12 protein-coding genes and 1 tRNA gene are annotated in these 13,518 nt (G+C 46.8%); 4 read left to right on the forward strand and 9 right to left on the reverse strand.

Annotated elements, in window-relative coordinates; genetic code table 11:
* Positions 1–139: 139 nt before the first annotated feature.
* The 8 genes from EIP89_RS11510 to EIP89_RS09445 all read right to left on the reverse strand — a co-directional run bounded on the left by EIP89_RS11510 (position 140) and on the right by EIP89_RS09445 (position 8,650).
* Positions 140–295, reverse strand: coding sequence for a hypothetical protein (locus EIP89_RS11510; RefSeq protein ID WP_160160578.1), 156 nt, complete (start codon positions 293–295; stop codon positions 140–142).
* Positions 296–517: 222 nt separating this feature from the next.
* Entirely contained in the window at positions 518–1,567 is a 1,050-nt protein-coding gene (locus EIP89_RS09415; RefSeq protein WP_124398430.1) for an NAD(P)/FAD-dependent oxidoreductase, read from the reverse strand.
* 7 nt (positions 1,568–1,574) lie between these two features.
* Positions 1,575–2,846 (reverse strand): serine--tRNA ligase, encoded by a 1,272-nt coding sequence (serS, locus tag EIP89_RS09420; RefSeq protein WP_124398431.1) that lies wholly within the window; start codon positions 2,844–2,846, stop codon positions 1,575–1,577.
* Between the two features lie 26 nt (positions 2,847–2,872).
* Complete coding sequence (recA, locus tag EIP89_RS09425; RefSeq protein ID WP_124398432.1) at positions 2,873–3,889, reverse strand: recombinase RecA; 1,017 nt, start codon at positions 3,887–3,889, stop codon at positions 2,873–2,875.
* A gap of 532 nt (positions 3,890–4,421) precedes the next feature.
* A complete protein-coding gene (locus EIP89_RS09430; RefSeq protein WP_124398433.1) occupies positions 4,422–6,704 on the reverse strand; it encodes a family 65 glycosyl hydrolase domain-containing protein in 2,283 nt (760 codons plus the stop codon).
* 16 nt (positions 6,705–6,720) lie between these two features.
* Complete coding sequence (gene pgmB / locus EIP89_RS09435) at positions 6,721–7,392, reverse strand: beta-phosphoglucomutase (protein WP_124398434.1); 672 nt, start codon at positions 7,390–7,392, stop codon at positions 6,721–6,723.
* Entirely contained in the window at positions 7,389–7,781 is a 393-nt protein-coding gene (locus tag EIP89_RS09440; protein WP_124398435.1) for a methylglyoxal synthase, read from the reverse strand. The genes pgmB and EIP89_RS09440 overlap by 4 nt, the downstream gene beginning before the upstream one ends.
* On the reverse strand, positions 7,778–8,650 hold the full coding sequence (locus tag EIP89_RS09445; RefSeq protein ID WP_124398436.1) for a BadF/BadG/BcrA/BcrD ATPase family protein: 873 nt from the start codon (positions 8,648–8,650) through the stop codon (positions 7,778–7,780). Before EIP89_RS09445 ends, EIP89_RS09440 begins: the two co-directional genes overlap by 4 nt.
* 301 nt (positions 8,651–8,951) lie before the next feature.
* Here EIP89_RS09445 and EIP89_RS09450 point away from each other — a divergent pair, with 301 nt between their 5' ends.
* Both EIP89_RS09450 and EIP89_RS09455 read left to right on the forward strand, forming a co-directional pair.
* Positions 8,952–9,290, forward strand: a complete 339-nt coding sequence (locus EIP89_RS09450; protein ID WP_124398437.1) for a nucleotide pyrophosphohydrolase — start codon at positions 8,952–8,954, stop codon at positions 9,288–9,290.
* The gene (locus tag EIP89_RS09455) at positions 9,256–9,711 is read left to right on the forward strand and encodes a nuclear transport factor 2 family protein (RefSeq protein ID WP_124398438.1); all 456 of its coding nucleotides are present in this window, start codon (positions 9,256–9,258) and stop codon (positions 9,709–9,711) included. Before EIP89_RS09450 ends, EIP89_RS09455 begins: the two co-directional genes overlap by 35 nt.
* On the opposite strand, the gene EIP89_RS09460 is transcribed toward EIP89_RS09455, so the two are convergent.
* Positions 9,705–10,676, reverse strand: coding sequence for an ABC transporter ATP-binding protein (locus tag EIP89_RS09460; protein WP_160160579.1), 972 nt, complete (start codon positions 10,674–10,676; stop codon positions 9,705–9,707). The genes EIP89_RS09455 and EIP89_RS09460 overlap by 7 nt on opposite strands.
* A gap of 157 nt (positions 10,677–10,833) precedes the next feature.
* Between EIP89_RS09460 and EIP89_RS09465 the strand changes: the two genes are divergently transcribed.
* Together EIP89_RS09465 and EIP89_RS09470 are read left to right on the forward strand one after the other, a co-directional pair.
* Positions 10,834–10,907, forward strand: a tRNA-Asn gene (locus EIP89_RS09465).
* A gap of 384 nt (positions 10,908–11,291) precedes the next feature.
* Entirely contained in the window at positions 11,292–13,514 is a 2,223-nt protein-coding gene (locus tag EIP89_RS09470) for a TonB-dependent receptor family protein (protein WP_124398440.1), read from the forward strand.
* Positions 13,515–13,518: the final 4 nt, after the last annotated feature.

Here is a 13,518-nt window from a genome sequence, read left to right on the forward strand (position 1 = left end):
GTTGCTGTTTAAAGACTACTCGCCTCACTTAAAATGTCTATGATGGCTCTAATTTACTTCAATTAAGGGTTTTATCAAAATAAAAAAGAAGGCGTCCTTTACTTTTTGGACACCTTCTTTAATTTTTGCGCTCTAAAGATTATTTCAATAAATCTATCGCCTTATCCAACTGATTGTCTTTACCTGTATTCACGAGCTGCTGCACATTAAGCGGAAGAATCACCTCAGGTGTATAACCTTTACCTTCGAGTACTTCGTCGTTGATATAGCCGTAAATCTCCAAAGCTACCTGCACTAATCATCCGTTAGGCAAGAAAAACAGTACCCTTCAAAAACCTTTTTATAAGTCCAAAAGGGTTACATCGTCTCCCTTAAAAATTTAAACAGCGTTGAGCACGAAATCATTTACATCGATAAGTTCACTATTCCAATTGGAAATTCATATAAAGCTGAATTTTTTCAAGGCTTAAGCAAACTGAATGAATTTCTCTTTCGACTGACTGATCTAAAGAGCTTGTTATTTTTTCTTTTCAAAGGCTCGAGCTACATCTATTTCAGCCGGTACCTTTGAGCCTTTTTTTACAAAGTCAAGCAACCACTCCGCCAGTTTTGGCGCCATAAGTACACCCCGACTGCCCAATCCATTGATGAAATACAGCTGTGGAAGCTGAGGGTGGGCCCCTATCAGCGGCCGTCGGTCTTTGGTATTAGGCCTAATGCCGGCGTTGGTCTCTTCAACTTTGAAGGAAACATTTGCAATTTTCCGCAGTTCATCAAGCATCTCATTGGCCATCATGAGATTAGGATGTGGCGATAGGTGACGGAAGTCGTATGTAGCCCCGAGCTTCCATCGATTACCCTCGATAGGCAGTAAAAAATGGCTGAAGTGCAAGACAAAATCCCAGTTGTCGGGTAAACCGCTCAGCGTGAGCACATCGCCTCTGGTAGGGCGCATAAACGTACGCGGAAACCAGGGATTGCGCTGCCAGGCGTGAATGCCGTCGGCAAAAATGACTCCGTCGTAGCTGATACCAGCGTATTCCACGCCTGAATCGAGTATTTTAAGTCGGTCGTAATGAAATTCTTCGAAAAAAACCTTCTCCTGAAATTGCAACCTGCGGTGCACGGCCTCGATAAAGGCCCAAGTATTTACCCAGCCGGTGCGCTTCATTCGACCAGCACCGAAGGGGGCTTTTACGAAATTGGGAAGTTCAGCGATTTCTGGCTCCAGAATGGTATCCCAGAGGGGTTGTGTGGATTTTGCTTGCCAATCGTTTACCTCAGCTGCACTGTGAAAGAGTCGAAAGATGGGTTTCGGATGATAAAATGTAGCCCCCGTCAGCTTCTCAGCCCATGGATAAAATTGCTCCAGGGCCTCGAGCATTTCGCCGGCACGCCATACCAAGGTCATGCGCTTAAGCACCACCGGATTCCAAAGTCCCGAGGCTACCAGCGACGAATTGCTCAGCAGCGGCAGTGATATGTTGGTGATGTGAATTCCAGCCTTTTCGGCAAGCAGCGCAACTGCGCTTCCAGCTATGCCCTGACCAACCAGTAGCAGGTGCATAGCTCAATTAATCGATGGCCGTAAAGCCCGTGTAGCTGTGCAACACCTCGGGCAAATGCACGCGCTGGCCGTCGAAGTTATTCTCCAGTAAAGCCGCTACTACCCGAGGCAGTGCGAGTGATGAGCCATTGAGCGTGTGACAAAGGCGGTTCCGGCCATCACCGTCTTTAAAGCGAAGCTGAAGTCTATTGGCCTGGAAGGATTCAAAATTCGAAACCGAACTCACCTCCAACCAGCGCTTTTGCGCGGCCGACCACACTTCGAAGTCATATGTCATAGCGCTGGCAAAGCCCATATCACCTCCGCACAAGCGCAAGATTCTGTACGTAAGCCCAAGAGAGCGCAGCAATCCGGCCACGTGCTCCACCATCTCGTCGAGCAGCGCATACGAACGCTCCGGATGGCTGATAACCACGATTTCGACTTTGTCAAACTGGTGCAATCTGTTCAGCCCACGCACATGGGCACCATACGAACCTGCCTCCCGACGGAAACAGGGTGTATAAGCCGTAAGCTTGTGGGGGAGCTCGCCCTCCATCAGTATGACATCTCTGTAGAAGTTAGTCACCGGTACCTCAGCCGTGGGGATAGCGTAGAGCTGATCCTTCTCGATGTAGTACATCTGGCCTTCTTTGTCGGGCAACTGACCGGTACCAAATCCCGAAGCCTCGTTTACAAAATGCGGTGGCTGAACCTCCTGATAACCCGCCCGGGTGTTGTAGTCGAGAAAATAGTTGATCAGCGCTCTTTGAAGGCGTGCACCCTTGCCCTTGTACACCGGAAATCCGCTGCCCGTCACTTTCACGCCAAGCTCAAAGTCGATGATGTCGAGTTTTTTAGCAATTTCCCAATGAGGAAGAGCATCGTCGGGTAAGGTGGCTGGATCGCCCCAGGTAGCTACAATCTCATTGTCGTCGGCTGATTTACCAGGCTTTACGAGCGCTGCAGGTGCATTGGGTATGGTAAGCAGGAGCTCACGAAGCTGCTCTTCGGTCTCACGAAGCTGATCTGTCAATTGTTTGATCGATTCCTTGAGGGCTGCGCTTTTTTGCATCAATATCTGTGCTTCATCTTTTCGACCTTCGCGCTGCAGCTGGCCCACTTGTTTTCCTATAGAATTGGCCTCGTTGCGGTTTTGATCGAGCTCAGTTTGAATAGCTCTACGTCGGGCATCAGCCTCTATTACTTGATTTATTAGAGCATCTGCATCCAGATTTCGTTTTTTAAGCGCCTCAATTATGCGCTCCTTGTGATCGCGTATGTCTTGCAGTACAAGCATGAAAAGAGGATTTTTTTCGATTACCGTTATTCAGCTTTGCCTTCCTGTATTTCTTTGAGTTTCTGGCGTACTTTGGTTTCCAGTTCATCACACAGCTCAGGATTGTCCAAGAGCAATTGTTTTACAGCATCACGACCTTGGGCCAATCGCGTATCGCCGTAAGAGTACCAGCTCGCACTCTTTTTGATGATGCCGAATTCAGTCCCTAAATCGATGATTTCGCCTACCTTCGAAATACCCTCGCCGTACATTATGTCAAATTCAGCAAAGCGGAAAGGTGGAGCTACCTTGTTTTTCACCACTTTTACTTTCACTCGGTTACCGGTGATGTTCTCTCCGTCTTTGATTTGTGTACTACGGCGTATGTCAATACGCACCGAAGCGTAAAACTTCAGTGCATTTCCTCCAGTGGTCGTTTCGGGATTGCCAAACATTACGCCGATTTTCTCCCGAAGCTGATTGATGAAGATGCAGCAGCAGTTCGTCTTGCTGATGGTAGCTGTGAGCTTGCGCAGGGCTTGCGACATCAGGCGCGCTTGCAACCCCACTTTCGAATCGCCCATTTCGCCCTCGATTTCGCTCTTAGGTGTAAGGGCTGCTACAGAGTCGATCACAATCAGATCAATAGCACCTGATCGGATGAGGTTATCTGCTATTTCCAATGCCTGCTCTCCATTGTCAGGTTGAGATATGATCAGGTCATCAGTATTTACACCCAACTTTTCCGCATAAAATCGGTCAAAAGCGTGCTCAGCATCGATAAAGGCCGCAATGCCGCCCTGCTTTTGTACCTCGGCTATGGCGTGCAACGTCAGTGTGGTCTTACCCGAAGATTCGGGACCGAAAATCTCGATGATTCTACCTTTCGGGTATCCACCTACACCCAGAGCCACATCCAGTCCGATCGAGCCTGTTGAGATTACCTCCATCTGTTCTACTGGAGCATCGCCCATGCGCATCACGGCTCCCTTTCCATAGGTCTTGTCCATCTTCTCAAGCGTCAGCTTCAGGGCTTTGAGTTTGGCCTCTTTATCGATACTCATACTTCTATATATTTGAAATAGTGATACTTACTTTTAAACAGAAAGAAAAATTTCAGCCGTTGAAAATAGGCTATTTGCCATTAGGATACCAAGTGTGCAGGTCCAATTTACTGACATGGATTTCGATAACCTACTTTGATGGTTTTGAAAACACTAGTTAAATTAGTTGTAGAAATAAAAACCGCTGACAAGCCTAAAATGTATTTTCCTTAATTTTCAAATACTGGAAGGGGAATCATCGCATTCTTAAAACTCTATTTTTTTTAGCTTCAAGAATCATTTGGTGAACGACCTCTTCTTGAAGGCGATTTGGGTTAAATAAGAGTCTCTAATAAATAATCATGAAGCTATTTAAAATCAGCCCCGTAAGCAAGAAAAGCGAATACAAGCCACAGCGGCTAGACCTTGAGTGATGTGGGCCTGGATGGCCGGTCCAGACGAAATCAGCTGTTGCTGTTTCGCCTGGAACAACCCTACCCGGACACTTGAGCAAAGTGAAGGAAAAGAGGGGCCCACCCAATAGATAAAACGATCAGACAGTTATCTCTTGGCCCTTGAGAATGAGTGTGATAGGCTCGCCAGTATGGCGCACAATGTGTGTACCTTCGGGGGTGGTATTGACTTCGAGAATGCGACCGTCGAAGATGATCTTGAAGCTCAGGCGCTTCCAATGACGAGGCAGCACTGGGTCGAAATACAGGCGTTGCTGGCGCACGCGCATGCCTCCGAAGCCTTCGACTACGCTCATCCAAGTGCCTGCCATAGAGGTAATGTGAAGGCCTTCGTGCACTTCTTTGTTGTAGTCGTCGAGATCGAGGCGAGAAGTGCGGAGGTAAAGCTCGTAGGCCTTGTCGATCTTGTGTAGCTTGGCAGCGAGCACTACGTGTACACATGGGCTGAGCGACGACTCGTGTACGGTGCGTGGCTCGTAAAAGTCGAAGTGGCGCTGGTGCTGCTCATGGGTAAAGTCGTCTTCAAAAAAGTAGAAGGTCTGTAGGGTATCTGCCTGTTTGATGAAGCAGGATCGCAGGATGCGGTCCCACGACCAATGCTGATTGATAGGGCGCTCGCTCATAGGCAGCTCTGATGCTAAGCGCTGCTCCTTGTCGAGGTAACCTTCCTGCTGAAGGAAGATTTGGTACTTCTCAGAATATGGGAAGTAAATATTTTGAATGATTTGTTGCCAAAAGGCAGGTTCCTTATCGGAGTCGAAATTGGTCTTTTGGAGTACTAGCTGAAGCTGGTCAGGAAAATGGGTGCGGAGCAGGTCAATGGTATTCAGGGTGTACTGCATGCACCAGCGGGCGATGTACGAGGTGTAAAAGTTGTTGTTGATGTTGTTTTCGTACTCATTCGGGCCTGTGACACCGAGCATTACATACTGTTGCTTGTCTTCGCTCCAGTTGAATCGCTGTGCCCAGAAGCGTGATATAGCGATCATGACTTCTAGGCCGTAGTCGGCCAAATACCGAATGTCACCAGTGTACTCTACGTAGCGCTTGATGGCTATGACCATTGCACCGTTGCGGTGGATTTCTTCAAAGGTGATTTCCCATTCGTTGTGACACTCTTCTCCGTTGATGGTGACCATAGGATAGAGGGCTGCTCCACCGGTAAAGCCGAGTTTTTGGGCATTTTCGATGGCTTTGGGGAGGTGGCGATAGCGGTAGAGCAGGAGGTTGCGCGCTACGTCGGGCTTACGGGTACTGAGGTAGAAGGGGAAACAGTATGCTTCAGTATCCCAATAGGTGACACCACCATACTTCTCACCGGTAAAGCCTTTTGGGCCAATGTTGAGGCGGGGATCTTCACCGGTATAGGTCTGGTTGAGCTGGAAGATGTTGAATCGTATGCCTTGTTGGGCCTCAGGATCGCCCTCAATAATGATGTCGGAAGTTTCCCAGATGCGTGCCCAGGCCTCGGCTTGCTCGTGCAGCAAGGTATCAAAGCCGGTACGCATAGCTTCTGAGGCTTTTTGATCGGCCTCTTCGGCTACTTTATCTTTAGGGTAGTTGAGCGATGAAGTGATGGCTGCATACTTGTAGAGGGTGTAAGTAGTGCCTTCATCGGTTTTGATTTCAAATCGGTTGGCTACATATTTTTCACGACGGATGTTTTCGGGATAGAGGGTGATGTGACGCCCGTTGGCTTCAAGTTCATAACGCATGGCCGCAGCCACATGAAAATTGGTCTTTTTGGTAGAAGCCACGTTGATAGCTTTTTGAGAAGCGACCGAGGTAAAAACTTCGTCCCAGAATTTTTCGCCGTAATTGGAGTCTTCGTTATGAACGTCGAAATCGAGGTATGGCGTGTATGTAATGACTGGCGAAAAGCCTTTCGGGGTGATAGAATAGCGAATGGCGCCAATTTCGTCGCGTTTTATGGAGAGGAAACGGATGGCTTCCACTTCAATGCGCTGCATATCGCTGAAGTGCGCTGTAAACCGACGCAGCAGGTAGCCCTCTTTCATATTGAGTTCCCGGTAGAAGTCGGTGACTTTTACCCTGGCTAGATCGAGGGGCTGACCATCTATGAGGATATCGATTCCAATCCAATTAACGGAGTTAATTACTTTGGCAAAGTATTCAGGGTAGCCGTTTTTCCACCAGCCCACGCGCGTCTTGTCGGGGTAATAGACCCCGGCGATGTAGCTGCCCTGCATAGAGCGTCCTGAGTACTGCTCCTCGAAGTTAGCGCGTTGGCCCATACGGCCATTTCCAAGGGCAAAAAGGCTTTCGGAACAGGGATGCAAGGCGGGGTCGAATCCGCGTTCGATGATCTTCCATTCATCGGTGATGAGATATTTTCTGTGCATAGTATGCGTGAGTTTTTTAAAAAGTGTGTTTTAAAACTTCGGTGATAACAATAGACGGAGTGAGAAACTCAAGTGAGCCCGCGTGAAAGTCAGCCACATCCGGTGGCAGCATGTAGCCAATGCCTACAGTGTGCATACCGCCATTTTTGGCAGCTTGTATGCCCGCCAGCGAATCTTCGAATACGATGCACTCTTCGGGTTTTGCGTTGAGCGCTTCGGCCCCGAGCAAAAAGACCTGAGGATCGGGCTTTGACTTGGGGGCTTTATTTCCGTCGATGAGGGCATCGAAGAGGTGAAGCACGCCGAGCTTTTCGACGATGGGTATGGCATTTTTGCTGGCTGAGCCTAGGGCTGATTTGATGCCGGCATCGCGGGTAGCGAGTAAAAATTCGCGGGCCCCTGGCAGCAAGTCGTTAGGCGATATGTCTTGAATGTATTCGAGATACCATAGGTTTTTCTGTTCAGCCAGGCGCTTTTTTTCCTCGTCGGGCAGAGTAATTCCACCCCAATGAAGGATTTTTTCCAAGCTTTCCATGCGGCCTACGCCTTTCAGCTGTTCGTTTTCCTCTTCGCTGAAGTCGAAGCCGAGCTCGTTGGCAAGGCGCCTCCATGCTTTGTAGTGGTATTTGGCCGTGTCGGTGATTACGCCGTCGAGGTCGAAGATGAAGGCCTTAATTTCATGTGTCATGCGCGACGGGCAGTTTCTTTTTTGATCAAGCCAAGAATGATGAGCTCAGCAGCCTGCGTATTGGTGGCGATAGGTACATTGTGGTAGTCGCAGGCATCGAGCAGGTTCTGAATGTCTTGGTGGTAGGATTGTTTAATGGACGGATCGCGAAGAAAGATGACAAAAGAAATTTCACCCTTCTCAATCATTCGGGTGATTTCAATGTAGCCACCGCTTTCACCCTTGTTTACGTGAAGGATATCGAGGCCCGGCTGGCTGGCTTCAAGAGCATCGGCAGTGCGGCCGGTGGCTACCAGCGACTTCCCCCAGAGCCAGTCTTTGCGCTCTTTTAAAAATTCAATAAGTACAGGCTTGAGCTTGTCATGCGCTATTACAGCAATTTTTTTCATACGGCTGATTTTTCCAAAATATTTAAGTAATGAATGTGATAGTGAATAAGACCCTCAAGAGGTTTTTGAATGATGTTGTTGATTTTCAGATCAAGAGCATTAGCTACCTCTTGCAAATATTGTCGGAAGTGATAAGCAACGGAGCCTACAAAGTTGATTTCAAGCGATCGAGCGTCTTTGAAACAAAGCACATGGGTCTTAAGAAAGAGTTCGAAGCCTTCCCTAACAATTTGCTGAAAGATCGGTTGATGAATATGCTTGTGCACAAATACGCTGAAACTTGCCAAAAACACATTGGCGTGAGGCTCGTTGTACACCCGACGAAAGATGTCGTCTTTAGTCATGTGATAGGTATTGTAGAAGTCGTCGGCTACCTCCTTTGGCAACTGCTTGTACAAATACATGGCCAGTAATTTTTTGCCGAGCCAGCTAGCACTGCCCTCATCGCCGAGAATGTAGGCTAAAGCAGGTACTTCTTCATATATCTTTTGGCCGTCGAAGTAGCAACTGTTTGACCCTGTGCCTATGATGCAGGCGATTTCAGGTTTTCCTGTAAAAGTGGCATAAGCAGCAGCTACCAGGTCGTGGTCTACATGTACGCGTGCATTTGGAAATACACGTCTCAACCCAGTAGCAATGATTTCTTTGTAATAATCAGAAGAGCATCCGGCTCCATAGAAATACACCTTTGTGACTTTATCTCTTTGTTTTTGAATAGTTTCGAGTTTTAACATTTCGGTGTACACTACATCGGCTGAATGAAAAAAGGGATTGAAACCCATGTGTCTGATCCCTTCATACACAGAGCCGTCATCGTTGAGCAAAACGGCATCACACTTTGTAGAACCGCTTTCAGCCAAATAAATCATGGATTAAGAGAATTTTAAGTAATATAATGGGTGTCAAAAATACACTTAGCCAACTGAAAGAAAGGAAACATTTAGCAGGTTTTGAAGTGCAATAGTCCTTTAATACATGAAGCAATCCTTTGAATTTTGAGATTCAGCGGTTTAATCGGCCTGTATTTTTATTGAAATGCGCACATGAAAATGAACTTTTCGCAGTTAAACCCAATGTTGTAATATACTAAATCTCATGTATGGAAGGGAACGTACAAGTGTTTTGCATGAAGAGAAAGTATCTTTCACCCACTGAAAAGCTACCCAACAAATGAGTGTAAAAAAACCCATTTCTCAATTACAAGAAATTGTAGATCATTGGATTAAAAATCACGGTGTGCGCTACTTCAACGAGTTGACCAATATGGCGCAACTCACAGAAGAAGTGGGTGAAGTGGCTCGTATTATAGCCCGTCGATATGGTGAGCAGAGCGAAAAAGAATCGGACAAACAAAAAGACCTTGGCGAAGAGCTAGCCGATGTACTTTTTGTGGTACTTTGTCTAGCCAATCAGACCGGTACCGATTTACAGGCTGCCTTTGATCGTCGAATGGACAAAAAGACTAAAAGAGACCATGATCGCCACCATTCTAATGAGAAATTGCGCTAAAATTATTGGTTTACTGCTGGGATGCGTTTTGAGCGTTTCTTCTTATGCTCAGATTAAAGGCGAGGTGCAGGCCCTGCATACGGTTAAATTCCGTTGGATGATCGAGCGCAATCTCGACTCTCTGTCCCTGCTTCTGCATCCCAAGCTTCAATATATCCACTCCAACGGTTGGATAGAATCGCGCGACGAAGTGCTCGACAATATTCGATCCGGAAAGCTGATTTACAGACAAGTAGATATTAAATCGACTTCTGTGCATCAGAGAGGTAAAAATGCAATAGTCAAAGGTGAGGGCACCTTTCACGTAACCTTAGACGGAAAAGACCTTTCTATACCACTCAGCTACGAAGAAAACTACCTGAAATCTCGCAAAGGTTGGCAGCTCATCTACCGAAAATCGCAGCGCATATCCACTCAGTGATTCTGTAGAGCCACCTTCCAGCGCTCTTTGGGCGCAAAGTGGTTGTGAGGATAATAGACATAAAGCAAATACCCGTCAGCCTCGATAAGCACCATGTAATACATTCCTAAATATTCAGCCCGCATCACTCTGCAAGGTATTCCATGTGTGCGACTAAGGATGAGTTTATGTGGTCTTAATACCACGTTTTCAGAATCTTGTGCATCTATTCGATAGCCAAAATTCTTAGTTAACCACTGTACCGGCACCAGATTGTAATGCCCGAGCAAGCCGGCCACATATTCATTAGCAGGTGACTCATACACTTCTCTCGGCGAGCCTATCTGAACGATTTTTCCATTGTAAAGTACACTGATGGAATCAGCTAATTGAAGTGCCTCACTACCCTCGTGCGTAGAGATGATTAAAGTCTTATACCCGCGAAGCCATTGAATGATGTCTTTAATGTTTTCAGCATTTTTAAAGTCCTGGTTGCTCAGCGGCTCATCCATTAAAAGCACTTGAGGTCGCTTGGCCAGTGCAGCAGCAAAAGCCACCCGCTGTTTTTGTCCGCCTGATATATCAACCGCTCTGCGCTCGAGTATTTCTGAGATGTCCAGCTTTAAAGCCACATCGCGAATGATGTCCTCTTCTTCCTGCGGACCGTATCCGTGCAAACGCCGGCGGATGTTTTCTTTTACTGTACTGTAAGGCAACAAGTCAAACTCTTGATTCAAAAATGCCACATGCCTAAAGCCGGGTATAGGTGACTCTTCCAGCTGTTTCCACACCTCTCCATTGCTTTCAATGGCACCTTGCTCGGGCAGAAGTTCGCCTGCAATCAGCTTCAGGAGGGTTGACTTTCCGCTACCGCTTTTTCCCAACACTACATGAGTCTTCTTGCTTTCAAAATGGGCTGATAAGTTTTCAAAAATCTTTTGCCTGGCATTGTATCCAAACGTTATCTCCCGCAAAGTGACGTCCATTCGAGTATTTTGAACAAATGTGGTTGTTAAAGTTTCAAAAGAAATATCCTTTTTATCAAAACTGCTTTTTATTTTTTTTGAACAAATTTTTTTCAAAAAAGACTTGCTTAATTGAAAACAGCGCCTATACATTTGCAGCCCAAAATTCAAAAAACAATCCTCCTTAGCTCAGTTGGTTAGAGCACCTGACTGTTAATCAGGGGGTCCCAGGTTCAAGCCCTGGAGGGGGAGCAACGAGTAAAAAAGCCGTGGCACGATGCCGCGGCTTTTTTGTCATTGTCAGTTGCAAAACTGCATTATTTCAGACAGAATACATCGATATACCTGATGTAGACCAGATAGAAGCTCTTTCGTAGGTACTTCGATCTTAAATTTTTGCTTTTGGCCTCCTGATAGCTAAACATCCCCATCATCTGTAGTAATTCAGCGCTTTACAAAAGTCATCTGAAGAGAACGCCTTATACGAACTGCTTTTCAAAAGGTCTGTGATCTAGGGAGCTACTTTCACTTCAAAGACAATACTTAATTAAACCAAAAAATAACATTTAGCAATCTTATTTAGAATTTCTCTAAATACATTTGCCTTATCTAAATTTATTCTAAATAAAAATAAGAATGAAAAATACCTACTTGTTTGGAATTTTGGTTTGTAGCCTAAATCTGATTGCCGATCCAGATACCACCCTCCTCAACGAAGTAACCATCATCGGTAGCCGAATGGAACGCATTACTGGATCAGGCGAGCAAATTTCGGCCGAGAGATTGCTACGGCTCAATCAACCTGACTTCACAAAGGTTTTGCGACTGGTACCTGGAGTAAACATCCGCGATGAAGAAGGATTTGGCCTTAGGCCAAACATTGGAATGAGAGGCACCAGCGTCGACCGCAGCCGAAAAATTACCTTAATGGAAGATGGCATTCTTATAGCTCCTGCTCCATATGCTGATCCACCAGCTTATTACTTTCCCACCTTTATGCGCATGGAAGGAGTAGAAGTACTCAAAGGCAGCAGCCAAATCAAATACGGGCCCTACACCATTGGCGGTGCTATCAATCTCTTGTCAACCTCCATTCCTGACCGGTTTAAAGCCAGCCTGTCAGCAGCTTATGGTACTTTTAATACTAGTCAGCTTCGGATAACAGCCGGTGATACCAAAGGAAATTTTTCCTATGTCTTCGACGCAGGTCGCTGGGCTACTGATGGGTTTCGCCAGCTTGACAATGGTGGCAACACCGGTTTCGAACGTCGCGATTTCATGGGAAAAATTCGCTATGAAACTCCTTCAAATGCAAAAATCAAACAGTCGATCATGCTGAAATTTATGGCTATGACTGAAAACAGCAATGAAACCTATCAAGGCCTCACTTTTCAGGATTGGCAGTCAAATCCCTTACGCCGTTATGCATCGTCGCAACTCGACAAGCTCGATATGAACCATCAACACATCTCACTGCATTACGCCATTCAACCCCATAAAGATCTGATAATCACAACTCAAATCTACCAAAATAACACCTTTCGTATCTGGAACAGAGCAGCCAGTGCCGGAGGCCAGTCGGTATTGAACATCATCAATAATCAATCAAACTTCACAACCCCTTACCAAATTCTCACCGGCCTGGCCGACGGCCAAATTCAGTATCAGAGTGCTCCCCGCACCTACCTTTCCAATGGCATTCAATCACAGGCCAAGTATTTCTTTAATTTCGGACAAGTAAAAAACACCTTCTCCGCAGCTATTCGCTATCATATCGATGAATCAGATAGACGAAACACCCGCTCAATCTATCAAATGACCGAAGGAAAACTCATCCTCACCCAGGCTGGCATCTCGGGCAATGCAGAAAATCAAATTCGCAAAGCAGAAGCACTCTCCGGTTTTGTAAACTACGATGCCGAATTTGGCCGACTACTCCTATCTGCAGGTGTCCGCATTGAAGATGTAACACTCCAAGTACTCGACTACGGTACACAAGACAATGCCCGCACTGGAGCAAATCTCAAAACTGCCTCCAATTCCCTTACTGTCCTTCTGCCCGGAGTGGGCTTTAATTACCAGACACACTCCGGAAGCCACCTCTTTGGCGGCATTTACAAAGGCTTCTCACCTCCTGGCCCACCCAGATTAGACTCCATTCGCCAGGCCGAAGCCGAAACAGCCTTTAACTATGAACTGGGATACCGCATCTCCAAAGATCAGTTTCAGTTTGTAGCTACCGTTTTTTACAACGACTACATCAATATTCTGGGATCCGATGCAGCCTCTACCGGAGGTATGGGTACAGGCAACATGTACAACGCAGGCCGTGCTACCACCCTTGGCTTTGAATTTACCGCTGAGTCTGATCTTCTTCATCTCCTCCAATATAATTCATCCTTCCAGCTGCCTCTTCGAATTGCCTACACATACAGCGACTCGCGCTTCCGCGAGACTTTCATCAACGCCGGAGGAGACTGGGGCACAGGACAGATCAACGCTGGCGATCTGATCCCCTTCATCAATCCCCATATCCTCACCGCTACACTAGGGCTCGACCGCCTTGATCGCTGGAATTTTACCCTCATTGCCCGCTATACCTCTGCCATGCGTGTACGTCCGGGCCAGGGCGCGCTCATCTTCCCCGATCAGGTCACCGATCTCAGCCAGATGAATGCTGTGCGCAGCAACTGGTTTTTCGACCTCTCAGGCAACTACCATCTAACACCCAAGGTGGCCCTTACAGCATTGATCAACAACTTATTCAATAACTTAGCCATCGTCTCTAACCTGCCCCAAGGGGTGCGTACCGGCATGCCCTTCAGCGTACTGGCCGGTGTACGTTTTCAAATCCAGTAAAGCG

The sequence above is a fragment of the Thermaurantimonas aggregans genome (assembly GCF_003851885.1).
GTDB lineage: Bacteria > Bacteroidota > Bacteroidia > Flavobacteriales > Schleiferiaceae > Thermaurantimonas > Thermaurantimonas aggregans.